The organism is Terriglobia bacterium, from assembly GCA_036496425.1.
GTDB lineage: Bacteria > Acidobacteriota > Terriglobia > 20CM-2-55-15 > 20CM-2-55-15 > 20CM-2-55-15.
Genome location: DASXLG010000344.1, coordinates 26,103 through 50,507 on the forward strand (window position 1 = coordinate 26,103; position 24,405 = coordinate 50,507).

General features: G+C 56.7%; 24 protein-coding genes. 17 read left to right on the forward strand and 7 right to left on the reverse strand.

Going from position 1 to position 24,405, the window contains the following annotated elements:
* The first annotated feature begins 5 nt into the window (after window positions 1–5).
* A complete protein-coding gene (locus VGK48_25095) occupies window positions 6–1,022 on the forward strand; it encodes a pirin family protein (GenBank protein ID HEY2384468.1) in 1,017 nt (338 codons plus the stop codon).
* A gap of 77 nt (window positions 1,023–1,099) precedes the next feature.
* Here VGK48_25095 and VGK48_25100 read toward each other — a convergent pair whose 3' ends face one another.
* From VGK48_25100 to VGK48_25115, 4 genes are all read right to left on the reverse strand, one after another.
* Window positions 1,100–2,851, reverse strand: a complete 1,752-nt coding sequence (locus tag VGK48_25100; GenBank protein HEY2384469.1) for a hypothetical protein — start codon at window positions 2,849–2,851, stop codon at window positions 1,100–1,102.
* Window positions 2,790–3,569: an ABC transporter ATP-binding protein gene (locus VGK48_25105; protein ID HEY2384470.1), complete on the reverse strand. Its 780-nt coding sequence runs from the start codon at window positions 3,567–3,569 to the stop codon at window positions 2,790–2,792. Before VGK48_25105 ends, VGK48_25100 begins: the two co-directional genes overlap by 62 nt.
* Before the next feature lie 122 nt (window positions 3,570–3,691).
* The gene (locus VGK48_25110; protein HEY2384471.1) at window positions 3,692–4,174 is read right to left on the reverse strand and encodes a hypothetical protein; all 483 of its coding nucleotides are present in this window, start codon (window positions 4,172–4,174) and stop codon (window positions 3,692–3,694) included.
* Between the two features lie 12 nt (window positions 4,175–4,186).
* On the reverse strand, window positions 4,187–4,567 hold the full coding sequence (locus tag VGK48_25115; protein ID HEY2384472.1) for a PadR family transcriptional regulator: 381 nt from the start codon (window positions 4,565–4,567) through the stop codon (window positions 4,187–4,189).
* Between the two features lie 264 nt (window positions 4,568–4,831).
* Here VGK48_25115 and VGK48_25120 point away from each other — a divergent pair, with 264 nt between their 5' ends.
* From VGK48_25120 to VGK48_25175, 12 genes are read left to right on the forward strand one after another with little or no spacing between them, the layout of a single operon-like run.
* Window positions 4,832–5,476, forward strand: a complete 645-nt coding sequence (locus VGK48_25120) for a polysaccharide biosynthesis/export family protein (protein HEY2384473.1) — start codon at window positions 4,832–4,834, stop codon at window positions 5,474–5,476.
* An 18-nt stretch (window positions 5,477–5,494) separates the two neighbouring features.
* The gene (locus tag VGK48_25125; protein ID HEY2384474.1) at window positions 5,495–6,958 is read left to right on the forward strand and encodes a Wzz/FepE/Etk N-terminal domain-containing protein; all 1,464 of its coding nucleotides are present in this window, start codon (window positions 5,495–5,497) and stop codon (window positions 6,956–6,958) included.
* Complete coding sequence (locus VGK48_25130) at window positions 6,955–7,692, forward strand: P-loop NTPase (protein HEY2384475.1); 738 nt, start codon at window positions 6,955–6,957, stop codon at window positions 7,690–7,692. Before VGK48_25125 ends, VGK48_25130 begins: the two co-directional genes overlap by 4 nt.
* A 2-nt stretch (window positions 7,693–7,694) precedes the next feature.
* Complete coding sequence (locus tag VGK48_25135; protein ID HEY2384476.1) at window positions 7,695–8,834, forward strand: DegT/DnrJ/EryC1/StrS family aminotransferase; 1,140 nt, start codon at window positions 7,695–7,697, stop codon at window positions 8,832–8,834.
* Window positions 8,831–9,889, forward strand: a complete 1,059-nt coding sequence (locus VGK48_25140; GenBank protein ID HEY2384477.1) for a Gfo/Idh/MocA family oxidoreductase — start codon at window positions 8,831–8,833, stop codon at window positions 9,887–9,889. Before VGK48_25135 ends, VGK48_25140 begins: the two co-directional genes overlap by 4 nt.
* Window positions 9,844–10,386 carry an acyltransferase gene (locus VGK48_25145; protein ID HEY2384478.1) on the forward strand — a complete coding sequence of 181 codons (543 nt, stop codon included), beginning with the start codon at window positions 9,844–9,846 and terminating at the stop codon, window positions 10,384–10,386. Before VGK48_25140 ends, VGK48_25145 begins: the two co-directional genes overlap by 46 nt.
* A 54-nt stretch (window positions 10,387–10,440) precedes the next feature.
* Window positions 10,441–11,058, forward strand: a complete 618-nt coding sequence (locus VGK48_25150) for a sugar transferase (protein ID HEY2384479.1) — start codon at window positions 10,441–10,443, stop codon at window positions 11,056–11,058.
* Window positions 11,048–11,926 carry a glycosyltransferase family A protein gene (locus VGK48_25155; GenBank protein HEY2384480.1) on the forward strand — a complete coding sequence of 293 codons (879 nt, stop codon included), beginning with the start codon at window positions 11,048–11,050 and terminating at the stop codon, window positions 11,924–11,926. The genes VGK48_25150 and VGK48_25155 overlap by 11 nt, the downstream gene beginning before the upstream one ends.
* Window positions 11,923–12,969, forward strand: a complete 1,047-nt coding sequence (locus VGK48_25160; protein ID HEY2384481.1) for a GNAT family N-acetyltransferase — start codon at window positions 11,923–11,925, stop codon at window positions 12,967–12,969. The genes VGK48_25155 and VGK48_25160 overlap by 4 nt, the downstream gene beginning before the upstream one ends.
* Complete coding sequence (locus tag VGK48_25165) at window positions 12,959–14,146, forward strand: hypothetical protein (GenBank protein HEY2384482.1); 1,188 nt, start codon at window positions 12,959–12,961, stop codon at window positions 14,144–14,146. Before VGK48_25160 ends, VGK48_25165 begins: the two co-directional genes overlap by 11 nt.
* A complete protein-coding gene (locus VGK48_25170; GenBank protein HEY2384483.1) occupies window positions 14,116–15,324 on the forward strand; it encodes a glycosyltransferase family 4 protein in 1,209 nt (402 codons plus the stop codon). Before VGK48_25165 ends, VGK48_25170 begins: the two co-directional genes overlap by 31 nt.
* A gap of 6 nt (window positions 15,325–15,330) precedes the next feature.
* Complete coding sequence (locus tag VGK48_25175) at window positions 15,331–16,179, forward strand: polysaccharide deacetylase family protein (GenBank protein ID HEY2384484.1); 849 nt, start codon at window positions 15,331–15,333, stop codon at window positions 16,177–16,179.
* A gap of 23 nt (window positions 16,180–16,202) precedes the next feature.
* Here the strand turns inward: VGK48_25175 and VGK48_25180 are convergent, their stop codons facing one another.
* Entirely contained in the window at window positions 16,203–17,135 is a 933-nt protein-coding gene (locus VGK48_25180; protein ID HEY2384485.1) for a VTT domain-containing protein, read from the reverse strand.
* 35 nt (window positions 17,136–17,170) lie between these two features.
* On the opposite strand from VGK48_25180, the gene VGK48_25185 reads away from it, so the two are divergent.
* A complete protein-coding gene (locus VGK48_25185) occupies window positions 17,171–17,629 on the forward strand; it encodes a hypothetical protein (protein HEY2384486.1) in 459 nt (152 codons plus the stop codon).
* A 6-nt stretch (window positions 17,630–17,635) separates the two neighbouring features.
* On the opposite strand, the gene VGK48_25190 is transcribed toward VGK48_25185, so the two are convergent.
* A complete protein-coding gene (locus VGK48_25190) occupies window positions 17,636–18,778 on the reverse strand; it encodes a GNAT family N-acetyltransferase (protein ID HEY2384487.1) in 1,143 nt (380 codons plus the stop codon).
* Window positions 18,779–18,849: 71 nt separating this feature from the next.
* On the opposite strand from VGK48_25190, the gene VGK48_25195 reads away from it, so the two are divergent.
* The 3 genes from VGK48_25195 to VGK48_25205 are packed head-to-tail and all read left to right on the forward strand — an operon-like array spanning window position 18,850 to window position 22,360.
* Window positions 18,850–20,184, forward strand: coding sequence for a polysaccharide biosynthesis C-terminal domain-containing protein (locus tag VGK48_25195; protein HEY2384488.1), 1,335 nt, complete (start codon window positions 18,850–18,852; stop codon window positions 20,182–20,184).
* The gene (locus VGK48_25200; protein ID HEY2384489.1) at window positions 20,181–21,089 is read left to right on the forward strand and encodes a glycosyltransferase family 2 protein; all 909 of its coding nucleotides are present in this window, start codon (window positions 20,181–20,183) and stop codon (window positions 21,087–21,089) included. Before VGK48_25195 ends, VGK48_25200 begins: the two co-directional genes overlap by 4 nt.
* 8 nt (window positions 21,090–21,097) lie before the next feature.
* Complete coding sequence (locus tag VGK48_25205; GenBank protein ID HEY2384490.1) at window positions 21,098–22,360, forward strand: O-antigen ligase family protein; 1,263 nt, start codon at window positions 21,098–21,100, stop codon at window positions 22,358–22,360.
* On the opposite strand, the gene VGK48_25210 is transcribed toward VGK48_25205, so the two are convergent.
* On the reverse strand, window positions 22,309–24,405 hold a 2,097-nt coding region (locus VGK48_25210), incomplete at its 5' end, for a hypothetical protein (protein ID HEY2384491.1). The genes VGK48_25205 and VGK48_25210 overlap by 52 nt on opposite strands.

Consider the following 24,405-nt stretch of genomic DNA (forward strand, 5'->3'; position numbering starts at 1 on the left):
GGCACATGAGCAGCGACATCCTTGCCATCCGTCCGCTGGGAATTCCGTGGGAAACGTCAGACCCGTTTCTTTTCTGCATGTATCACAACGATGCGTATCCCGCAGGCAACGAACATCTGGGCCCCGCCGCTTCGCTTTCCGGCCGCAACATCGGTCAGGATTTCGAAGGCAAGGATGGATGGCGGATGTATCACGGCGACATCGTTCCGGGTTTTCCGCAACACCCGCATCGGGGATTCGAAACAGTGACCATCATGCGCCACGGATTCATCGATCACTCCGACTCGCTCGGAGCGACGGCTCGCTTCGGTCCCGGGGACGTGCAGTGGTTGACCGCCGGTAAAGGCATCGTCCATTCGGAGATGTTTCCACTGCTGCGCTCCGACGCCCCCAACCCGCTCGAGCTGTTTCAAATCTGGCTGAATCTTCCCGCCACGGACAAGTTCGTCGAACCGCACTTCGGAATGTTGTGGGATCAGGCCGTCCCTCGGGTCACGGTCCGCGATGCGGCCGGACACGTAACCGAAGTCGTCGTCGTTGCCGGACACATCGGTGATGTCGACGCTCCTCCGCCGCCGCCGAAATCATGGGCCGCGAGGCCGGATACGGATGTCGCCATCTGGACCATCCGGATGGAACCGGGAGCCCGCTTCACGCTGCCTGCGGCACACGGCACTTCGAGCCGGGCGATCTATTTTTTTGCCGGAAGCAAAATTCATGTTGCAGAGCAGGCCGTCTCCAGGAATTCCCGAGTGGTGCTCCGTCCCGACGCTGAAGTTGCCATACAAAACGGCCAGGATGAAGGTCAGTTGTTGCTGTTGCAGGGCAGGCCGATCGCCGAACCCGTCGTGCAGTACGGGCCATTCGTCATGAATTCCCGCACGGACATTCAGCAGGCCTTCGACGATTACCGCAGGACCGGCTTCGGCGGATGGCCATGGGCAAGCGACGGTCCCGTTCTGCCGCGCAGCATGGGCCGATACGCCAAACACGCCGACGGCCGCGAAGAACGCATCGCGTAAAGAAGAAAAATGTTTTTCGAGCGCGAACTCCCCTCCTGTGTCAGGAGGAGAGTTCGCCTCACTTGAGCAGTCCGCTCTTACGTCAGGTTCAGCTGGCGCACCAGAGGATCCCGATCATCCTCATACACCAAGCCGATGAGCCGGTCCCGCGTCTGGCGGCGATAGAGCGAAATTAAGATGAGCGTGACGATCACCTCCGCAAAAAACATTCCGATACGTCCCCAGCTTTGCCCAACCCAACGCTCAAGGTCTGCCATCATGGATGTATAAATCGTAAAACCATACAGGTACGCACCGCCGAGAAACGCGAGATGAGACTTGGCAGGCAGGTACGAGCACGTGAATGGGACCTTATTGAAATTGAAAAAGAGCGCCTCCGTCAGCAGTGCCGCGACGGCCAGGCCGAACAGTAAGCGAAAGGCGGCCTCGACAGGATTCAGAAAGTAAAATTCCAGCGGCACCAGCACGAGATACATTGGAATCACACCGCGCAATAAAACCCAGCGCCGGGTTGCTGCCAGATATTCTCCCGCACCGTATCCTGATGTGATCTGAAACATCCAGTTCGCGCCAAGTTCGTAGGGAAGATTAAAGGTCGCTCGCAGTCCCGAAACGACAAAAAACGACAGAATTAATGGCGCCTCAAGCAACCCCGTTCGTGAAATTGCGAGCGTCAGGTGCGAATCTCGCCTCAGCACAAACAACGACGACAGTATCAATGCCAGCCCGATTCCGCTGTACATCGCAATAAAGAGGCGATGTTTCGCGCTTCGGCCAAATATCTTCCCGATGAAATAAAAGGAGGCTCGCTGAAACGCATGGCGCAGGAGGAGAACGTTCAGGAGTGAGGCGGCGGCACGTTCGTGCCAGGGCTGCAAGAAGGTTTCGGATTCCACCCCTTCAAGAATCTTTTTCGAATATCGCCGGTAGCTGACAAGGTACGTCAGGAGGAATACGAGACCGGCGGCGAGCATGGCCTCGACAGCCGTTCGCGCCCAGATCGTCGATGAGCCGATAAGGGTGCCCTCCGGATTCAAAACCTCATAAATGCCCTGAAACCAGAACAATGGGATGAAGTCGAGAACCCTGCTCTTGCTTTCAGCCAGCAGCTGCATATTCGCCGATATGCCGGGCGTGATCAGCAGGATGGTTACCAGAATCGTCATCGAGACCATTTGAATCCACGGCGAGATCCGGCGAAACATCGACGGGCTCATCAGGTTGATCAGCACGCCTTGCAGGCCGGCGAAAAACAGGGCCGTGAATATGGAAGCACCCAGAACTGCCGAGGCATGGGCAATCAATGCGGGAAAGAAAATGCTCCACTTGTTGTCCCGCACGACAAATGCATACGGGACCATGACGGACGAAAACACGTTGATCGCGATACCGAACAACAGCAGGAATCCGCAGAGTGAAATCACCTTGGCTGCGAAAAATTCCCGGAGTGAAATCGGCAGCGTCGTCAGGATCAGGTAGTCGCGGCGATCCGGAAACAGCGAATCCCATTTGAACGTCATCACGAAGCCCATCACGGTCATCGCATAACAAATGAAGACGTACCTATCCCCGGATCTGAGCCACTGCCGCGTCAACTCCGACCGGATCAACGGATGATCGAAAATCATGAACAACGAGAGAATCGCTCCCGGCAACGCCAGCATCGCGACCAGTTGCACGACATTCGCGCGCTCGTCGGCATCCGGCGTCAGAGAGTCTTTATCGAAGAATCGCTCGAAGAAATGAACGACCAGAGTCCTGAAGCGTTCAGGCAACTCCGCGGCGAATGGCTTCTGCAATGTCTTTCGCAACCAATTCCATATCTTCATGCTGCACCAACTGGGTAAAAATCTCCTCGAGCGACGGCAGATGCATGAGATCGCGAAGATGCCCGACGGTGTCTTCCGCCTTGATCTGACCGCCATAGATGATGATCACCTTCGAGCAGATGCGTTCAACGACTTCGAGGACGTGCGAAATGTAGAGAACAATCTTTCCACGAGACGCGAGTTCCGCCACCAGGTGCTTGAAAAGGAGCGCCGATGAAACATCCAGGCCGGATAACGGTTCGTCGAAGATGAGGATGTCCGGATCGTGCAGCAGCGCAGCGGAAATGAGCACGCGTTGCTTCATGCCCTTCGAATAGGAAGCCAGGGGCGCATGGCGATGCAAATGAAGGGAGAAGAGTTTCAACAGGTCTGTTGCCTTTTCATTGACGACGCGCTCAGGAAGTTCGCGAAGCCTGCCCATCAGCTGCAGGTATTCCATACCGCTCAATGACGGATAAACGTGGGCCTCTTCAGGAACATATCCGAGAATGCGTTTGAAGCCGATAAGGTCCCGGCGGATATCGGCTCCGTCGAGCAAGATCTCGCCTTGAGACGGCTCGACAAGGCCGGCGAGCATCTTCACTGTGGTCGATTTGCCGGAGCCGTTCGGGCCGAGATAGCCGGTGATCTCCCCGGACTTGACACTGAAATTGACGTCATTAACGACGGCAACCCTGCGATAACGCTTGGTCAGTTTGCGCACTTCGAGCGTCGGCATCCGATAATCCTTTCTTGAGGCTGCTCCCTATCGGGCTTGCGCTTCGTCTCTTGAGGCTGCTCCCTATCGGGCTTGCGCTTCGCCTCTTGAGGCTGCTCCCTATCGGGCTTGCGCTTCGCGACTTATGCGGACAATTTCACCCACAAACGGACGGTTGGACGCAGTTTCGTGATCACCAGTGAGGCAACAACTGCCAGGCTGCCCAGTGCAATGGAAAAGAAGCCGGACGTCATGACGAATTGATCCATGGGAATCGAGACTCCGCCTCGCACGAGAAGAGTCAGCACAGGCCCCAGCACGAGAAGGTTTATGGAAACAATAATGGGAATGAGCGTCAGATCGATGATTCCGACCAGCGGATGATCCACATCGAGCGGCCCCATGACTTCCCGCCGCCGCTCGCGCAAAACGGAACATAGCAGGTCGCGTCCTGCGGAGACCCAGAACGTCACGAGGAAGGCAACTTCGCCTTTTTCCAGCGCGTCGTGGCAGCAATCGCGGAAAAGCTGCTTCATCTCCGGAGCGAACCGCACCCGGAATCGGAAGGGATACAAGGACAACAGCGCGCTATAAACACGTTCGGCATACTGGACGCTCAAATTCATATCTACTCCCCGTTAGGCGTGCTTCAACTTTCGGATGACTTTTGTCGATCGAGCTGCGCGCACAAGACCCGCGAGCCGTTCGGTTTCCGCCGCAAGAACGCGGCCGCCGAAATTCGTTAAACGGTAGTAACGCCGGCGCGTATCATCCATCTCCGGATCCGGCCGGTCAGCGGATTCCTCAATCAGTCCCTCTTCGAGCAGCCGGCTGATCGCTCCGTATAGTGTGCCCGGCCCGAGTCGAACGCTTCCGCCGCTCCTGCGCGACACTTCCTGCATTATGGCGTAGCCATGGGTTTCTCCGTCCGCAAGCGCAATCAAGATATGAAACACAGCCGGCGTCAACGGCAACAAACTGTCCGCCGGCGGTTCTGTGACTTTTCCACGTACAGTCATGTTCTGTCCTTTAGCGATATAACGTATGCCGACATAGTCATACCTTACGCGCCCGGTTGTCAAGAGGTTTTGAAAAAAGCCAGCGGGCTACCTGTGTGTGACCTTCCATTCTCTGCACTGAATCATGCTTCCTCGCCGGCCTCCCGTAGATTTTCGGACTCAAAACCCGCCACGTCGAGATGCAAGTGATTGACACGACGAACACTTGCTCTGGATTTGCCGCGTGGCAGCCGGTGTGCAAGAACGGCGGGGAGGAAAGTGGTAATGAGAACATCAGGAGCGGCAGCGCTGATCATCATCCTGGCCGGAATGCTTGCCGGGCAGGAGCCCGGTTTCCAGCAACGGCACCCCCGATATCGGATCGAAATCGGGGATGTGGTGGCTTTCACATTCACGTTCACTCCGGACTACAATCAGACAGTCACGGTCCAGCCCGACGGCTACATTACTCTCCGCGAGGCCGGCGACATTCAGGTTCTCGATAAAACAACGCAGGAAGTCGTCGACATCGTCCGCTCGGCCTACGGCAAAGTACTCCACGAACCCGAGATCACTATAGAGCTTAAGGATTTCGAGAAGCCCTACTTTGTAGTCGGCGGTGAAGTGCAGCATCCCGGCAAATTCGACCTGCGCGGCGACACCACTGTCGTTCAGGCCGTGACCCTGGCCGGCGGACTTAACGACCGCGCGCTGAACTCGCAGATCTTACTGTTCAGACGCGTATCCAAGGATCTGGTCGAAGTAAAAAAAGTCGATATGAAGCATATGGTCAACAGCGGAAACCTGTCCGAAGACATGCATCTGCAGCCGGGCGACATGATTCTGGTCCCCCGCAACAAGATGTCGAAAATCAGCCGCTTCATACCCTTCCCCAGTCTCGGGATGTACTTCAGCCCTTCGATTCCTTGAGCAAAAAGGAGAATACGTATGAAGCAGCTACCAGTCTCATCATTATCGACAGTAAAACCTCCAACCGCGCGCGACTGTGCGGCAGTCGGTTTCCGGCATGTGCACCTCATGGCGTGGTCTTTCATCTTCATCTTCGGTGGCGTCGTGCTCGCCACGATGCTAATGCCGCGGCAATACGAAGCTGAATTCAAGATATTGGTAAAAAACGAACGCGCCGACCCCCTCGTCACTACGGATAAAGACCATTCGGCGGCGGCCCCCGAGGTGACGGAACAGGATCTGAACTCCGAAGCCGAACTGCTCAAGAGCCGGGATCTTCTCGAGAAAGTTGCTGTGGCGGCGGGCACGTCTTCAGCCGAGGAAGCGGCATTGTACCGGGCCACGCTGGACCTGGAGAAAAAGGTAATCGTTGAACCGATCAAGAAAACAAAACTGATCCGGGTAACGTACCGCTCGACCAGTCCCGACCGGGCCCGCAGTACCCTTCAGATTCTAAGCCGGCTGTATTTCGAGAAGCATCTCGAGGTCCATCGTGTGGCCGGCGCGGCCGGCTTCTTCCAGGCACAGACCGAGCAATACAACAGGCAACTCCACGACACCCAGGCGGCAATGTCGCAGTTTGCGGCGGACACCGGCGTTGTTGAGGCGCCGCTCGCCAAAGAAATTACCGTACGGAAGCTGAATGAGTCTGAAGCGGACGTGAAGCAGACCCGCGCCGCCATAGCAGAGACGGAACAACGCATCGCAGCTCTCGAAAACGAGGAGGCGGCCACCGGTCCGCGCCTGACAACTCAGGTTCGCACGGCAACCAATCCTTACTTGATGCAGCAGCTCAAAACGACCCTTCTGAGCCTGGAGCTGAAACGCACGGAGCTGTTGACCAGGTTTTCACCCGGCTATCGGACAGTCCAGGAGGTGGAAACCCAGATCTCGCAGGCTCGCGAAGCTCTGTCAAATGCCGAAAACAATCCGGTTCGTGAGGAAACTACCGACCGTGACGCCACTCACGAGTGGCTGAAATCGGAATTGGCAAAATCTCACGCGGATCTCCAGGGCTTGCAGGCCAAGGTCGCGGCCACCACGCAGATTGTCGAATCCTACCGCGAGCAGGCCCGCAAGCTGAACGACGCAGACATCGCCGAGCAGGAGCTTGCTCGTAAACAAAAGACCGCCGAAGAAAACTACCTTTTGTATTCACACAAGCAGGAGGAGGCACGCATTTCAGATGCGCTGGACCGTCAACGCATCGTAAACGTCTCGATCGCAGAACCTCCAATGCCGCCGCAATCGCCCGCCGGTCCCTCGAGGCTTTTGAATCTGGGATTGGGCCTTTTGCTGTCCATCCTGGCGAGCCTGACGATTGCGATTGCCGCCGACTGTCTGGATCGTTCGTTCCGGACTCCACGTGAAGTCGAAATCTTATTGAACGTTCCCGTTCTGGCGGCATTACCGGCCGAATGCGGAGCAGGAGAATACATATGAGCAACGAAATCGATGTTTTCCCAACCTATAAACAGGCGTTTTTACTCAAGGTAAAGCATGCCGGATCTGCGCTGCCTGCGGCAAAGGTGCGCGACCGCCTCAGGCAGCAGAGGGCTCACCGGGAGCTGGTCCATCTCGTGCAGCGCCTGTTTCTCAACGGCCCCCAGAGCCCGCAGGCCGTGGTCTTTTCCGCCGCCGAGTCCGGAAGCGGCTGCACGTTTGTGTGCACCCGGACGGCGGCCATCCTTGCCAGTCAGCTGGAAGAGCCGGTGTGCGTGGTGGATGCGAACTTCTGGTCGTCCGGCATCGGGCAACAATTTGCATTCGAGGACGGCGCCAACACCACCCAGTACGCGGAATGGACGCTGATGCCGGTCGGAATGAATTACTCCGATGCAAAGACGTCCAACTTGTGGCTGGCTTCCTGCAAATCTGCGATGACGGACCGTCGCCGCCTGGTGAACCTGGAGCACTTTCAAACACTCATCGAGGATCTGCGAAAAGATTTCAATTACATCCTCGTCGATGCCCCGCCCCTGGCCGAGAGCTCCGAGGCTGCAGGGTTCGCCCGAGCAACGGATGGTCTCGTGCTGGTGTTGCAAGCCCACGACACACGCCGTGAGGTCGCACAGCGGGCAAAAGAACTGCTCGACGCCGGAAGCATTCCCGTTCTCGGCGCCGTTCTGAACAAGCGCACATACCCGATTCCAGAATTCATCTACCGGAGGTTGTAACAATGAAAGTCTCTTTCATGGATTTGAAAAAAGAACACGATGCGATACGAGGCGCGCTGCTCGACAGGTGGGCAACAATCCTGGACAGCTCCGCGTTCATCGGCGGAGCCCCCGTCGAACGATTCGAACAGGCGTTTGCGGATTTCTGCGGCGTTCGCCACGGCGCCGCGGTCGGCAACGGCACCGACGCATTGACCCTGGCGCTGACTGCATCGGGTATAGGTTCAGGCGATGAGGTTATCCTGCCGGCAAACAGCTTCGTAGCCACGGCCGAAGCCGTGGTGCACGCCGGTGCAATTCCCGTATTCGCCGATATCAATCGGCTCACCTATACGATCGACGTCGACCGGATTGAAAACCTCATCACTTCCCGAACGCGGGCGCTTATCCCCGTTCACTTGTACGGCCAACCGGCGGATATGGACCCGATTGTCGAGATCGCACGCCGCCGCGGGCTTCGCATCATCGAAGACTGCGCCCAGGCTCATGGCGCCCGTTATCACGGCCACAGAGTCGGATCCTTTGGAGACGCCGCATGCTTCAGCTTTTATCCGGCCAAAAATCTGGGTGCCTGTGGCGACGGCGGCGCTGTCGTGACGAACGATCCGGAGATAGCGGAAAGCCTTCGCAAACTGCGGGATCACGGCGGTCTTCGTAAATACGAGCATGACGTCATCGGTTACAACAGCCGTCTGGATGCCATGCAGGCGGCTGCCCTTGAACTCAAATTGAAGGGCCTGGATGCGAGAAACGCACTGAGGCGCAAACACGCCGCGGCTTATCGCGAGCTTCTTTCCGGCATCGATGGCGTAGTGACGCCGTTCGAGCCTGAAGGCTTCGAAGGTGTCTATCACCTCTATGTAATGCGCATAGAACGCGGAAGCCGGGACATGCTGCAGAAATTCCTCACCAAAAGCGACGTGCAAACCGGGATTCACTACCCGCAGCCGATTCACCGCACTCCGGCATTCGCGTCGTTCAGCGGTGCAACCTGCCCTGTCGCAGAAAAGTATTCGACGGAGATTTTGTCACTCCCGATGTACCCCGGCCTCGAGCGGCAACAACTGGAGCATGTCGCTTCTCTGGTCGGGAAATACGTCGAGTCTGAAACCCGAGAAGTGGCCGGAAGGAGTCAGCGATGATCAATATAGGTCTGATTGGCTGCGGATATTGGGGGCCGAACCTCATCCGGAATTTCACAAAACTCCGCGAATGCCGGATCGAGGCAATCGCGGATCAAAGGCAGGACCGGCTCGAAGCCGTGCTGCACCTCAATCCCGCGATGCGGGCGACAACCTCGGCCAGCGAACTCATCGAATCCAAATCCATCGATGCAGTTGTGATTGCCACTCCGATTTCAACTCACTTCGACCTTGCAAAAGCGTGCCTGCTCAACGGCAAGCACGTGTTCATCGAAAAGCCCCTGGCCCGGACAAGCAAGCAGGCGCATGAACTGGTCCGGCTTGCCGAGGCCGCGAAGCGGGTCCTGATGGTGGATCACACTTTCATCTATTCAGGAGCCGTGCAGAAGCTTCGCAGCCTGATCGATTCGGGGGAACTTGGCGAGATCTTTTATTACGACTCCGTGCGGCTCAACCTGGGTTTGTTTCAGCCGGACGTCAACGTGTTGTGGGACCTCGCACCTCACGATTTCTCCCTGCTTGCATATCTGATCAAGAAAAGGCCTGTGCGCGTCACCGCATCCGGAAGCTCTCCGGTCCGGTGGCATGACTGGCGGCGCGAAAGTATCGCGTACGTCACCGTCGAGCTGGAGGCCAACGCGATCGCGAACTTTCACCTGAACTGGCTCTCTCCAGTGAAACTCCGCCGGACGCTGATCGGAGGCAGCCGGAAGATGGTGGTCTATGACCATCTCGATGTCGAGAACCAGGTCAAGATCTTCGATAAGGGCGTCGATCTTCTCGATAACGACGAAGAACGATACAAAGTTCTCGTGCAATACCGTACAGGCGACCTCCTCGTCCCCAAAGTGGATCAGACCGAGCCGCTGGAAATCGCGTGCCGTCATTTCATCGAGTGCATTCAAACCGGAGCAACACCCCTTACAGATGGCGTCGCCGGAACAGAGGTCGTCGAACTGTTGGAAGCAGCTGAAGACTCCATGAAGAAAGAAAGGATCGGAACACAGATATGGCAACCGGAAGCAATAAGAATACCTGTGCCTGCCGGCGCATAGCGCCTGACGTCCGGGTCGGATCCGGCGTCAAGATCTACGACTTCGTGAATCTGTATGGCTGCACGATCGGCGATCGAACAAAGATTGGAACATTTGTCGAAATTCAGAAGGGCGCGACTGTCGGGCCTGACTGCAAGATCTCCAGCCACACCTTCATCTGTGAGGGCGTGACCATCGAGGACCGCGTATTCGTTGGACACAACGTTGTCTTTATCAATGACCGGTATCCACGCGCGACAACTCCGGACGGGGCGATGCAAACCGACTCGGACTGGAAAGTTCAAAACACGCTCGTCCGAAGCGGAGCTTCCATTGGAAGCGGCAGCGTCATCCTGTGCAACGTGACGATCGGACAGAATGCAATCGTAGGCGCCGGAAGCGTCGTCACCAAAGACGTGCCTGCAAACGCCATCGTTGCGGGTGTTCCCGCTCGACTGGTGCGATATGTCAACGAATCCTGCCTGAAAAACCCAGAGAAACTGAAAGAAGCCGCATAAGGAAAACACAACATGAGGAGTGGAGGTTCTGCATTTCCCGCGTGGAAGCGTGGGATGGACATTCTGCTGTCTTCGCTTGGACTCGTTTTGCTCTCTCCGGTTTTGCTGGCCGTCACAGTGATCATAAGAATCGTTTCACCGGGGCCGGCGTTTTTGAAACAAGAACGGATCGGGCTCTACAAAAAGCCGTTCCGGCTGTGGAAATTCCGAACAATGCGGGTCGGGGCGGACTCCGCTGCCCATCAGAATCACCTGCGGGACCTGATTGCATCGAATACGCCGATGGTCAAACTCGACGCCGCCAGCGACCCGCGCGTCTTTCCTTTCGGAAAACTTTTGCGGCGCACGTGCCTGGATGAACTGCCCCAGTTGATCAACGTTTTCCGCGGCGAGATGAGCCTGGTGGGACCGCGCCCCTGCATGCCGTATGAAGTGCAGCACTACCAGGAATGGCAGAAAAAGCGCTTTCAGGCGATGCCCGGTATGACCGGCCTGTGGCAGGTCAGCGGAAAAAACAAAACGACGTTCACGGAAATGGTCCGGCTCGACATTGCTTACCTGGAAAGCGTGTCCTTCCCGCTGGATCTGAAAATAATCTGCAGAACCATCCCGGCCATCGCTTCCGATCCCTTGTGGGCAGCTGCCGTGAGGAGGAAAGCGAATGCCCAATAATCGCTATCTCCTCATTACCGCTGCCAGGAACGAGGAAGCCTACATCCGCAAGACGCTCGAGTCCGTCGTCAGCCAGACGCAATGGCCGGTCCGCTGGTTGATCGTCAGTGATGGTTCCACGGATCGCACGGATGAATTGGTTCTGGAGTTCGCCCTGCGTTACGACTTCATCCAGTTGCTCCACCTTGAAAACGGCAGCACGCGTTCATTCTCGAGCAAAGCATTTGCGCTGAATGCCGGCTACGATGCAATCAAGCACCTTGCATTTGATTGGCTGGGCTTTCTCGACGCCGACATTTCCCTCCCCGCCAACTACTACGAAGTATTGATGACGATGTTCAATACGCAGCCCGACCTGGGTTTGGCCGGAGGTACGATCGTCGAAAACCGCAATGGACAGTGGGAGGTTCGTGCGAGTCATTCGCTGACCGACGTTGGCGGACAGATGCAGCTATTCAGGCGCAAGTGCTACGACGACGTAGGGCAGTTTGTTCCCCTGCAGTGGGGCGGAGAGGATACCGTCGCGAATTTCCTGGCGCGCAGGCGGGGCTGGCAGGTGCATGTGTTCCACGACCTTCGCGTCTGCCATCACCGCCAAACAGGGACGGAGGGCGCCACTGTCTGCCGCGCAAGGTTCCGCAACGGCCTGTGTGATTACTACCTCGGGTATCACCCCATATTTGAACTTGCGAAATGCTTTCGCAGGCTGTTCGAACCCCCTTGGGGAATCGGAAGCCTGCTTCGCTTTTGCGGCTATACCTGGCCGGTCCTTCTCCAGCAGAAACCGTCGATGTCTGCCGATTTCGTGCGCTATATCAGGCGCCGCCAGATCCAGAAACTGCTGCTGCGCGCCGGAGGAGATGCATGAACGTCACCCGCATCAATCCCCTGGAAGATCGGCGATGGAGCCTGTTGGTTCAGACGCATCCCCAAGCCTCGGTCTTTCACACACCGGCCTGGCTGGAATCGCTGCGGCGGACATACCGGTACGAACCTGTGGCTTATGTCCTGGAAGACAGCGGACATCTTTTCGCTGGAATCCCCTTCTGCTCGGTGAGCAGCGTGTTCACGGGCAGCCGTCTCGTGTCGCTGCCGTTTTCCGATCATTGCCAGCCCCTGGTTGCCGATGCCGCTCAATTCGAAATGCTGTTGGCTGCCGCGGAACGTGACGCCACGCGCCAAAGCCTGAAGTATTTGGAAGTCCGGCCACTGCCGGCCGGCTTGAACATGGAAACCATAGGAGCGCTGGGTCCAAACAATGCCGTGGTTGTTCACAAGCTGGACATCAGCCGGACCGAAGAGCAGTTGCTCGCGAGTTTTCATTCCGATTGCATCCGCCGCAAAATCGGAAAAGCCGATCGGGAGCATCTGCATTACGAAGAAGGCAGGTCTGAAAAGCTGCTCCTGCAGTTCTACTCCATGCTTCTCATGACCCGCCGCCGGCATGGACTCCCGCCTCAGCCGATGAAATGGTTCCGGAATCTGATGGAGTGCTTCGGCGAGAACTTGAAGATCTGCCTGGCATCGAAGGACGGAACGGCCATTGCCAGCATTCTCACACTCTCGTTCAACAAAACGCTCGTATACAAGTACGGCTGTTCCGATCCCCGTTACAACTCCGCCGCCGGCTCTGTCTTTCTGCTTTGGCAGGCTATCCGGCGCGCCAAAGCAGCCGGACTGACTGAAATGGACATGGGACGCAGCGACTACAGCACTCCAGGTCTCATTACTTTCAAGGATCGCTGGGGGGCGGCGCAGATACCGGTCAACTACTTCAGATCCGGCCCCAGGCGCAGGACGGCGACCGCCCCGAAATCCAAAATGAATGCGGCGGCGAAACGGCTGCTGACGATTGTTCCGGATTCGATGTTCAGCGCGTTGGGAGGATTACTTTACCGCCATGTCGGCTAATGTTCTCAGAGATCACTACCTGTGTCCGCAGAGTTACATTCTCGACATACCGTTCGATGCGGATCAGGTCATCGACAATTTGCGTATGGAACGGTACGCCAGTACAAAGCCAGGCTCCAGCCTTTGCCATCAGATAGCACGAAAGATTTACTACGGCCTTCGTCCGCTGATGGGTGTCGGCATTCGCAAGCATATTCAAAGAGCCTATTTGAACGGATGGAAGGATCTGACCTTTCCACATTGGCCTGTCGACCGGACCGTGGAGTCCATCCTTGAAAGCCTGGTGATGCTCTCCATCGAAACCGGAAGCCTGAAGGCAATGCCTTTTGCCTGGTTCTGGCCTTGGGGCTCTTCGGGCTGCCTCATCATGACGCACGACATCGAGACAGCCACCGGCCGCGACTTTGCCCCGAAACTTGCCGATATCGATGCGTCGTTTGGATTCACGCCTTCTTTCCAGGTCGTTCCCGAAGAGCGTTACGAGGTCACTGAAGACTTTCTGGATTCTCTAAGGGCAAGACGGTGTGAGATCAACCTGCACGGACTCAACCATGACGACCGCTTGTTCGAAAACAGACAAGCCTTCCGCCATCGTGCGGCGAAGATCAACGGCTACGCCCGGCGGTATGGGGCAGCCGGTTTCCGATCGCCAGTGCTGTACAGGGTTCTCGACTGGTTCGATGAATTCGATTTCTCCTATGACATGTCCGTCCCCAACTGCGGGCATCTCGATCCGCAACGCGGCGGGTGCTGTACGGTGATGCCATATTTCATCGGCAACATACTCGAACTACCGCTGACCATGTCTCAGGACTATTCCATCTTTCATTTCCTCCGGCAGCATTCGATCGATCTATGGAAGCGGCAGATCGACCTTGTTCTTGAAAAACACGGCCTCATCAGCTTCAACGTGCATCCTGATTACATCATCGAGGAGCCCTACCTCAGTCTCTATCACAAGCTGCTGGAGCATTTGGCCAGGGTGCGCGAAGAGCGCAATGTCTGGAGTGCTTTTCCCAACCAGGTGAATCAGTGGTGGAGAGAGCGGCGCAACCGCCCCGAAGTCAATGCGCGCGCCCGGATCGAAAAGGGCCGCCTCGTTTATGAGATTGCCGGTTCTGCAGATTTAGGCCTAAGGAGCGCAGAATGGCAGACCTTCGCCCAGCACGCCGCTTGAACACGAAAAGCATGCACATCTGCATGATTACGCACTCGATTTACGAGGAAGACTATCGGGTGCTGCGATACGCCGAATCTCTTGTCCGTCGCGGCGACACCGTCGAGGTCTTCTCATTGCGCTGGCGGCCCCAGCTTGCACATGAAGAAGTGATCGCCGGAGTCAAGGTCCACCGCATACAGGACCGCTTCACGAAGAATGAAATCAGCAAAGCCCGGCTGGTTGGGCCGCTTCTGAAGTTCTTCATGCGTGCAGCATGGCAGGTGACCAGGCGACATTGGCGAAGGCCGTACGACATTGTTCACGTGCATAACATTCCGGATTTCCTGGTCTTTGCCGCGGCTTATCCAAAGCTTTCAGGCGCCAAGATAATCCTGGATGTACACGATATCGTACCGGAGTTCTTTGCAACGAGGTTCAACGCGCCGCTGGATTCCTTTACGGTTCAATGTCTGAAGTTGATGGAGCGAGTCAGCGGATGGTTTGCAGATCACGTCATCCTCTCCAATCATTTATGGTTGGAGAAATACGCCTCGCGCACTGCGCCGAAAGGCAAATGCTCGGTTTTCATCAATAACGTCGACCGGACGATATTCAGGCCTTCACAGCATGCCCATGGTGAGAACCCCATAGTTATCTTTCCAGGCGGCCTCCAGTATCACCAGGGGCTGGATATTGCCATTCGGGCATTTGCAAAACTGCTGCAGCGGATGCCGGGGGCGGAATTTCACATTTACGGCGACGGCCCGATGAAGGATCCGTGGATCGCCCTCGCGAAAGAACTCAGGCTTGATGGCCATGTTGTATTTCATGAACCGCTGAAGCTGAAAGAAATCGCGAAAGTCATGTCCCAGGCGGACCTCGGCGTCGTACCGAAGCGTGCCGACAGCTTCGGAAACGAGGCGTACAGCACAAAGATCATGGAATTCATGGCCGCCGGCATACCCGTCGTCGCCGCCAGCACCAGGATCGATCGTTATTATTTCGACGATTCCCTCCTCCGGTTCTTTCCACCGGGAAATGCCGATGCGATGGCGGAAGCCATGCACGCGGTGCTCAGTGATCGTGAGCTACAGCACCGGCTGGTGTCCAATGGGTCCGAGTACGCCGCCCGAAACGACTGGGAGTCCCGAAAGGCCGAATACCTCGATCTTGTCGATTCGCTGCGCGCGGCGTGATGGGCGATGAATATTACACTCGATCGCCAACTCACATTGTCCGTTTTCCGCTGGTTCCAACCCGCCGCCTCACAGCGCTGCGTCCCTCTGCTCATGTATCACAGCATCGCAGAGGAAGAGGAACACATTTCACCCTACTACCGGCTCGCAACAGCGCCTCAACGCTTCGCCGAACAGATGCAATGGCTGAAGGAGGCGGGCTACGCCGGAGTGTCCCTCGACGAAGCCCTGCAAACTCTTGATGTTCTAACGCCGAAACCCCGCCAGACCGTGGGAATCACCTTCGATGACGGTTATCGAAATTTCTATACCTCGGCCTGGCCGATCCTTCGCCAATCTGGTTTCACCGCGACCATGTATCTGCCGACCGGTTTCATCGGCTCGAAAGGCAAATCATTGCTGGAACGGGCATCCCTGACCTGGCCTGAAATCCGCGAATTGCACTACCAGGGCATTCGCTTCGGCTCGCACACCGTCAGCCATCCCATGTTGCACGATGTATCGACCCGTAAACTCGAAACGGAGCTGAGCGCCTCCAAGCAGTCGATCGAGGACGAATTGGGATACGAGGTAACGGGCTTCGCATATCCATACGCATTTCCCCAGGAAGATCGGGCATTCGCGAATCTCCTGACGGATCATCTGCGCCAATCCGGATATGAAACTTGCGTCACCACCATGGTCGGACGGGTACACGCCGGCGACGACCGTTTGCTTCTCAAACGGCTGCCGGTGAATTCCTGTGATGACCGCGAGCTGTTTCTGGCGAAGCTGCGAGGGTGCTATGACTGGGTTGGTTGTGCCCAGGGCATGATCCGTCGCGTAAAACGCTTTGTAAGGACGGGCAAAATATAAGAATTCTTTCGACGAAATCGCGGTCAATCCAACGATTCCACGGGGTAGCCGAGTTCGCGCCAGGTTGAAAGACCGCCCTCAAGCGGTCTAACTGAAATTAAGCCCCTTTTTCTGAGCTCCGCGGCGACTTTGGCGCTCGTGGCTTCATTGGGGCAGGAACAGTAGAGAACGATGTCTCCGGTGCGTTTCATGTGTTCAAAGTCGATCTCGGCAAAATCCGGCAACATGTGAAATGCCCCGGGAATACGGACGCGATCGATGCCGCGATCGAGTTGGTTCCGGAGATCAACGATGGTGACGGGCCCCCCTTCATCCAATTTCGTCTTCAGCTCATCCGCCGTGATACGCGCGCCACGCAGCGCCCCCAGGAACTGACGCCGCTGAACGTACTTCACGCCGACGTACAGCGCCAAGCCTGCCACAATGACGGCTAAGAGCGAACCTCCAAGCCCGGAAAGACGGACGGCCAGTTCGATCTGCCTGCTGAAAACCCATCCTAACGAAACATAGAATGCCACCCAGGCCAGCAAGCCGAGGCCGTCGAATAGAAAAAATCGTACCGGTGGAATACGAATCATGCCCGAAAGAGGGACTGCTGCCGCATTGAGCCCCGGAACAAACTTCACGAAAAGAAGACTCCAGACTCCATTTTGTGCAAACGTATCCTCCGCCCGCCGGACGCAGTGATCCGGCTCAAGTGAAATACGGCACATCAGATTGAGTACCGATCGGCCATAGCGGCGGCCGAGCTGATACCAGATCACATCCGCTAAAATCGATCCGGCGAACGACGCCACGACTGCGCCTGTAATCGAAAACTGACCGGAGCGCGACAGCGCCCCTACTCCAATCAAGACCGGCACAGCGGGAAGAGGCAAACCCAGATGCTCAATGAAAGTGGCGCCGAAGATCAATGCATAGCCGTACCGTGCCACAAGATTCAACAGATCCTGCATGACGGCATAGTAGCAGGCCACAACCAAATCAAGCTTTGGAACGAATCATTTCACTGGACGGGGCGAACGTGTATGTTGTCCCCATGGGCGAAGATTCGGCCAGCGATCTTACAGGCCACACCGTTTCGAATTACCGCATTACCGGGAAACTGGGCGGCGGCGGGATGGGTTTGGTTTATAAAGCCGAGGACATCCGGCTTCAGCGTTACGTCGCGCTGAAGTTCGTGTCGGCGGAACTTGCTGCCGACCCCGAAGCCTTGAACCGTTTCCGCCGTGAAGCGCGCGCGGCGTCTGCGCTGAATCATCCGAATATCTGCAATTTACGACATCGAGGAACAGAAGCCGCCGCCGAATTCACCAGGCTGCTGGCGCATCCCGGCCCGGCCGCGGGAGATCCGGTCGATGCCGCAGCCCGACGGCAGCTGGCGCACGCGCCCGTCTCCAGTAACCGATCCGCAACCCAACTGATCGACTGGGGGCTCATCCTTGCGTAAAACGCTTTATAAGTACCGGTAGATCCAATCCCCCGCTACGGCCGTTGCTTTAATCGGTACCTTTCGCCAGATCCGCTTCATCAGCTTTGCTGTGAGACTCGCGGACTGTTTTCCAGTCTCGAACTCCGGTGGCTTTGGGTAGTAATAGCGATATAGCCAGGTTTGCCGTGAGCTCCATTTACGCTTGAAATCGGCCAGTCCCTGGCAGCCGTCCGGCACTTCGCCCAGATCGAAGTAACGATACCCCTCCTTGCACGCATCGTGAACCGCGCGCCACTGAATCACATCGTTCGGACTCAAGGTGGTGTATTTCCGGCTTGCTCCGTTGAATGCGTAAAAGAATGTCGATCCGAAAGGCAGGAATATCGAGCCAGCCAGTAGTCTGGCCGGCTCGTGACCGGTAAGTTCTGCCAGCAATAACCGCAAAAATCCGCGCGGCCGCATCAGATCCCAGGCAGCCTGAAAGAAACGATAGGGTCTGGGAGGGACAACGTGCCACCGCATGGTCTCCAGATAGAGTTCGTACCACGCCCGCAGGTCACTCTCCGATTCTGACTCTCGAACTCTCAAGTTGAGCGTTGAAGCCTTGTTCACGGTAGACCGGATGCGTGCATGGCTTCGGGAACTGCCGAGACGAAGGTCTTCGACGCGATCGGGCAGCTCCAGAACATAATGTTGTCTCCAGCGGCCTCCCATGACGTCATCCACAATCCCATCGAGGTCATTCGACTTCACCTTGATCTGCAGCCGAGTGCCGCGTATCGGTACGTAGTTTTTCGCAGCACGAATCAACGCAGCGGCTGCCTGCGCATCGCAAGCCAGCGGTCCGGCGACCGGAGTACGTGGCAGAGAAGAGACGCGGCGGCCGGCCAGTTGTCCACCGAAAGGCAGCCCTCGCGTCGGAAGCAGAGGCAGTATGCCGTACAGGCGGCCTGCGTCATCCTGGGATGCAAGGCAGATGGGTTTCCCGGGATTTTCACGGGTCAAAACCTCGAGCCACACGGGGTGATGGTAAATCAAAGCACTGGGATGGCTGTTTACGAACGCTTCGTAGCGCGAATCGCGAAGATCGATTTCCACAATGCGGCGCTCTCCATGGAAGTGTGGTCTCGGTGGAAAAAGAATTTCGTCCTGGGCTGTATTCCTCATCACGTGTCCTGAAAACGAGTGCAAGAGCAGGACCGCATCCGCACGGCAGGCAACTTGCTTTGGATACGCCCATGACTTCGCTCACGCAAATGCGGTCTGGAGCGCACATTCTCTTGAAGCCGGGCGCGGCCTTTCTGGATCAGGCGATACTTTCGGGCACGAATTTCGTAGCTGCATTCATCCTCATAAAAACGGTGGCAAAGGAAGAATACGGCTACTACTCTATCGCGCTCGCCGCTTCCCTCTTCCTCGTCTCTATCCAGAATGCCGTTGTAACAACGCCACTGGCCGTGTTGCTCGCCGGCAAACATGACGAAGAGAAGGACAGTTACGCGGGCTCTTTGTACTGGGGCCAGATGATGGCCCTTGTTCCTGCCGCGGCCGCGGGCCTGCTTTCCTCCGTCGCCCTTTATCTTTACGGATTCCACGGCATGAAAGTTGTCATGGCCGGATGCCTGTCTTTCGCGGCGGCCGGCCTGTTGTTGCGGGAGTTTGCGCGGGCGTATTACTTTGCCGAGCAATCGCCTTATACGGTACTGCTCCTGGATTCGTACTACGCGGCGGCTTTTCTCGTGCTGATCGGTGTTGTCTACCGGTCATTTCGAATGACGGCGGCAACGGCATTTGTCGTGATGGGAATCAGCGCCCTGGTTGCCACCGCCCTCATCAAGAACCGCAACTGGATATTCTCCTGGCCGGCGATTCGCGAAAGTTACCGTGAACATTGGCCGCTCGCGAAATGGTCCCTTGCCGGTGTGCTGGTTACGCATCTCCAGTCTTACTGCACTTTGTATCTCACCGGCACAATGCTCGGCAGTTCTGCGGCCGGAAGTGTGGCGGCTTCGAGATTGCCTTTGACACCGATGACATTGCTCCAGACGGGATGGAATAAAGTCGCGATACCGCGGGGAGCTCATTTACGTGAAGCAGGACGGTTGCGGCGGTTTCTAAGGGAGCAGGCACTCGTCGCGGGAGTCGTTGCAGCGGGTGTCGCCGCATATGCCGCGTTGTTATGGATGTCTGCGGGCTTCCTCAAAACATTCCTGTTCAACCGGGACTATGAGGGCGCCCTGGATTTCATTGGATTCTGGGCCGCGATCAACGTCGCAGTTTTCGCAGGACTTACCGCAAGCGCGGGCCTTCAAGTCATGAAGGAGTTTGGCGCGATCACCAAAATCAATTGCGCAACGATGGCGGTCACACTCGTGTTCAATGTGATTTTCATCGGCCGGTACGGCATTAAAGGCGGGCTCGCGTCCTCACTGCTCGGAGAAAGTCTGCTGGCAGTGAGTCTGTGGTCATGCCTCGTGCGGCGGTTTCTTCAAGAGTCCCGTCTGGACGCCAACCAAACCGGCAAACCGCGCGCCTTGCGATTGTCTGTCGCCGGGAAGGAGGCCTCGCTGTGATCTGTTCGGTGTGTATTGCCACATATAAGCGGCCCGCACTGTTGCAGCAGTTACTGAGAAGCCTCGAAACGCAGTCACTTCCGGACGGCGTTTGCCTGCAGATCATAGTTGTCGACAACGATTGCGACGGCAGCGCCGCCCACGTGGCCGCCGGCCGGTACAATACGAAAGAAATGACGTTTCAGTATCACATCCAACCTTTGAAAAACATCAGCCTGACCAGAAACATGGCGATGGCGAACGCCCGCGGCCGGTATCTGCTCTTTATCGACGATGATGAGATCGCTTCGCCGGATTGGGTGGCAACGCTGCTCGCAGCCGCGCTCAAGTATCGTGCAGATGCAGTCTTCGGGCCTGTATTCCCCGTTTTCGATAACGAAGCGCCGGAGTGGATAAAGCATGGGAGGCGCCTTCTGGATGACACGATTCCGTCTACGCCGACGGGAACCGAGGCCGCTTCGACCTGGACCGGCAACTGTCTGCTCAAAGCGAGCGCGCTGGCGCACATGCCGGTGCCTTTCGATCCGGAATATGGAAACACGGGCGGCGAAGACGAGGATCTATTCAACAGGCTGAAGCGGAATGGAGCCCGGCTTATCTACTGCAATGAAGCCCACGTTTACGAGTACTGGCCGCCGTCGCGAACGCGGCTGCCTTACCTCTTGCGTAGAGGCTTGAAGGGCGGAAATTCCCATACCCGCAGAGCGATTGATTTTTCCACTCGAAAGGGGCCGTTACGCCTTTTCATGTTGATAAAGGCGGTCGGTTTCGGGTCGCTGAGTCTTCTGCTATCCATCATTACACTTCCGAGCAAGGTCTGGAGAACCTACTGGCAAGTGAAGCTTGCCGCAAACGTAGGACGTTTTATGGCCGCTACCGGCCATCTCTATAAAAGTTACAAATAGGTGTTGTCATGACTAATCCCGCCAATCTCATCCAGGAACGACCGCTGGTCTCGAAAATCTGCCGGGTGGCCTTCTGCCTCTATGTCGTCTTCATGCTTGCCGGATCCGCCATGCCTTTTCAGGACGATGACGCCGTCAGTGCGATGACCGTTTCCAACCCGATCAATCAGGTTGTGGACTCCGTCATTCCGCTGGTGTGCCTGGTATGTCTCTGGCCCAAAAGAAGGCAGGCGCTCGAAATTCTGAGTCAGAAAAAGTATTTCGTCCTGTTTTTGCTGTGGTGTGCGATCAGCGTGACCTGGTCGGAATCTCCATTAATGTCGGTTAAGGCGTCCATTCGAATCATTGGATCCACGATCGTTGCACTGAGCTTCTTCGTTCATTCGGAGTTTTCTGAAGATGCGCTGAAATACCTCAAAGCAGTCCTGGCGATATACGTCCCACTGACGATCCTCGCCATTGCGCTTGTTCCGGGCGCGACTCAGGAAGGGTCGGCGTGGCGCGGCCTGGCTTCGCATAAGAACACGCTGGGCGAGATCGCGCTTGTAAGCACCATCGTATGGGCGGCGGGAATATCGCATACCGGATCGAAGCGGAAGCTCTGGTGCGCGCTGTTTGCCGCAGCCTCGCTGGTTCTGGTGGCCGGTTCCAGGAGCACGACGTCATTCGTGACGCTGGCATTCATTGCCTTCCTCGGCTTATCTGTGTTCCTTGTCAGGCGGCTGGGAACCATGTTCACGGCTGTGGCGTTCAGCTTGTGTCTTGCGTGTGGAACATTGATCTTCGTCAATGTCGCGAGCGTCGACACGATTTTCGCAGGCCTCGGTAAAGACGATACCTTCACGGGGCGGACGGATATATGGGATTCGATAATCCGGGAGGCGAAGCTCCATCCGCTCCAGGGCGCCGGATTCGGAGGATTCTGGACGCCTGAAAGAGATCTCGGCCTGTACACTCCGCAGGAATCGGTATGGCAGCCGAACGAAGGCCATGAAGGTTATCTCGACCTGCTGAACGAAACCGGCATGGTCGGCGTCTGCCTTCTTGCGTTGATGGTCATTTCCTGCTTCGTCCGGACCGTGAAGCTGAAAACCTGGAATCTATGGATGCTGCTCTTCATCGCCGTACTGATGGTCAACACGATGGAATCGACACTATTCCGGGCAGGCAGCTTCACCGGCTGGATCTTCCTCCTGGCGTATCTCGGCGTTCAAACACCTCAATTCAGACCGGACTCGAACGCGCCCAGGTCGGGAGCGCTGCCGGCATAAGGCAAATTGACACTGGCTCCCTTATCGATCACTGGCGAGCCCGTCTGGAGGTGGAAGTCGTGCCCGGCTGCATTGACATATTGCGGATTGACGTTCAGATCATGCGGCCCGATCTTGCTGCTTTGAACGTTATCGTTATAGTCCCATTGAGCGTAGGTTCCGCCGTCTCTCGGCGAAGGAGTGTCGAAGATGTTGTTCAGAACATAGATCTGAACCTGGCTGACACTGCCCGAAGTCGAGCCGCCGAATACCCCGGTTGAATGGGCGTAGACGGTGTTGTTGTATACCCTGCAGGTTACGGGGCCGCCTTCAAACTCGCACTGAAATGCCGACGAGATGTTGATGCCATAGACGATGTTTCGAATCCAGGTGACGTCGCCCGTATAGGCAGCCGTGTCGTTCTCGATATAAAACGCGTTTTCGTACTGTTGAATGCCAAGGCCGTCATGCACGACATTGCTGTCCACCAAGGCGCCCTGCGAATACTTCACATCGATGCAGTTGTGGGCGAAGCCATAACATTCGTTGCCCCGGATCAGCGGCCCGCCGGTGTCGCCGTGTATCTGGATGCAGTTGTGCCCATAACAGTTGCCGACTTTGTTGTTCAGAAATTTAGTGCCGTATGGATGACCGTAGTTGTACTCGGCGAACATGAGCTGGTTGTGGTAACCCGTATCGCCGTTTCCGGTATCGTGAATGTACGAATTTTGAACGACGATTCCCGCAGAACCGCTGGAAACATCGACGAAAACAATGCCGTAGGCACTGGTGTAGCGGCATTCAAAACCATCAATGGTGAGATACGACATCTTCGTACCACTGCCGCCGATACACCATTGCCGGCCTCCGTTGATTGTGGTCCCGGCCGGCGTACCGCCGCCATCGATCACCGGCAGATTGCCGGATCCATAGTTGCCGAAAGTGATCTGCAGACCGGAAGCTCCGTTGACGTTGTTGACATCCAGTTCTTCGTACCAGATGCCGCCTCGCTGGAACAGGACGCTGTCGCCTGGCTTCAGGTTGCGAAGGAAGCTCTCCACCTTGGCGATCGTCTTCCACGGACTGCTCTGCGACGTACCCGGATTGGAGTCATTCCCGGAGGTCGAAACGTAGTACGCCGCGCCTGCCGCCGGCGGCGTGGGTGGGGATGGCGGTGATGGTGGTTGAGTTGGAGGCGCCGGCGCGGCCGCAGCGGCCACCGTGATGACGACGTTATCGCTTGAGGAAAGCGCTCCGTCGGAGGCACTCATCTTGATGGTGTATGTTCCGCCGGCAGAGAACGAAACCTTCGTTGCCGTTGAACCGGCGTTGCTGAAGGTCACCGCAGCCGGACCGCTGACCTCGGACCACTTTACGGTAAGCGTGCCGTTCAGCGGCAGGCCGTCATCGGGGGCGGCGCCGCTCAAGTTCGCCTGAGCAGGCAATGTAATGCTTTGATCCGGACCCGCATTCACTACCGGCGGTTGATTCGCGGGGTATGCGCCTTTGGCCAGCAGGATCTTGACAACGTTGGAGGCGCCGTTGGAATTAGAAACCTGAATGAGGTGGACGCCTGAAACGAGATGTGAACCCGATAACGTGATCGCGAGGAGCGTAGAACGAATGAAGCTCGTGTTCATTGCTACTCCATCGTAGTTTACGACCGAGCCGCGTGAAAAACCACTGCCGGAGATTCTGAGGTTCAACGATTTCAAACCACCGATCAGTGCCTGTGATGGCGAGACCGACGCGATGGCAGGCGCGCGGTTCGTTGAAGCCAGCGCAGCGGCGCTGCCAGACGTCCCTGGATCCGCGGGAACATTGGCGAGGAAACCTGGCGGGTTTGCCGAACCAAGAATTTCCTGCGCAAATACCGGCTGGTCCGCGCTGACCCGGACGTACCCGCCGAGTTGATCGATGGGTTCCTGAAAAAGCTGATCGATGAGAACAGCCATGCGCTGATTTGGCGCCAGATCCAAAGATGTGGACGCCTGTATCGTGCCGGATTTATCGAACAAGTCCACCATCAACGTGGATGTATCGGGGTTCGGATTCAGAAGCGCCAC

Excerpts from the sequence above, each read along its gene's own strand:
- VGK48_25165 (HEY2384482.1), top strand. The coding sequence starts at position 12,959 with ATGTCGGCTAATGTTCTCAGAGATCACTACCTGTGTCCGCAGAGTTAC.
- VGK48_25145 (HEY2384478.1), top strand. The coding sequence starts at position 9,844 with ATGGCAACCGGAAGCAATAAGAATACCTGTGCCTGCCGGCGCATAGCG.
- VGK48_25190 (HEY2384487.1), bottom strand. The coding sequence starts at position 18,778 with ATGAGGAATACAGCCCAGGACGAAATTCTTTTTCCACCGAGACCACAC.
- VGK48_25110 (HEY2384471.1), bottom strand. The coding sequence starts at position 4,174 with ATGAATTTGAGCGTCCAGTATGCCGAACGTGTTTATAGCGCGCTGTTG.
- VGK48_25150 (HEY2384479.1), top strand. The coding sequence starts at position 10,441 with ATGGACATTCTGCTGTCTTCGCTTGGACTCGTTTTGCTCTCTCCGGTT.
- VGK48_25130 (HEY2384475.1), top strand. The coding sequence starts at position 6,955 with ATGAGCAACGAAATCGATGTTTTCCCAACCTATAAACAGGCGTTTTTA.
- VGK48_25115 (HEY2384472.1), bottom strand. The coding sequence starts at position 4,567 with ATGACTGTACGTGGAAAAGTCACAGAACCGCCGGCGGACAGTTTGTTG.
- VGK48_25135 (HEY2384476.1), top strand. The coding sequence starts at position 7,695 with ATGAAAGTCTCTTTCATGGATTTGAAAAAAGAACACGATGCGATACGA.
- VGK48_25095 (HEY2384468.1), top strand. The coding sequence starts at position 6 with ATGAGCAGCGACATCCTTGCCATCCGTCCGCTGGGAATTCCGTGGGAA.
- VGK48_25120 (HEY2384473.1), top strand. The coding sequence starts at position 4,832 with ATGAGAACATCAGGAGCGGCAGCGCTGATCATCATCCTGGCCGGAATG.
- VGK48_25175 (HEY2384484.1), top strand. The coding sequence starts at position 15,331 with ATGAATATTACACTCGATCGCCAACTCACATTGTCCGTTTTCCGCTGG.
- VGK48_25170 (HEY2384483.1), top strand. The coding sequence starts at position 14,116 with ATGGCAGACCTTCGCCCAGCACGCCGCTTGAACACGAAAAGCATGCAC.
- VGK48_25105 (HEY2384470.1), bottom strand. The coding sequence starts at position 3,569 with ATGCCGACGCTCGAAGTGCGCAAACTGACCAAGCGTTATCGCAGGGTT.
- VGK48_25155 (HEY2384480.1), top strand. The coding sequence starts at position 11,048 with ATGCCCAATAATCGCTATCTCCTCATTACCGCTGCCAGGAACGAGGAA.
- VGK48_25100 (HEY2384469.1), bottom strand. The coding sequence starts at position 2,851 with ATGAAGATATGGAATTGGTTGCGAAAGACATTGCAGAAGCCATTCGCC.
- VGK48_25140 (HEY2384477.1), top strand. The coding sequence starts at position 8,831 with ATGATCAATATAGGTCTGATTGGCTGCGGATATTGGGGGCCGAACCTC.
- VGK48_25125 (HEY2384474.1), top strand. The coding sequence starts at position 5,495 with ATGAAGCAGCTACCAGTCTCATCATTATCGACAGTAAAACCTCCAACC.
- VGK48_25160 (HEY2384481.1), top strand. The coding sequence starts at position 11,923 with ATGAACGTCACCCGCATCAATCCCCTGGAAGATCGGCGATGGAGCCTG.
- VGK48_25205 (HEY2384490.1), top strand. The coding sequence starts at position 21,098 with ATGACTAATCCCGCCAATCTCATCCAGGAACGACCGCTGGTCTCGAAA.
- VGK48_25180 (HEY2384485.1), bottom strand. The coding sequence starts at position 17,135 with ATGCAGGATCTGTTGAATCTTGTGGCACGGTACGGCTATGCATTGATC.
- VGK48_25195 (HEY2384488.1), top strand. The coding sequence starts at position 18,850 with ATGACTTCGCTCACGCAAATGCGGTCTGGAGCGCACATTCTCTTGAAG.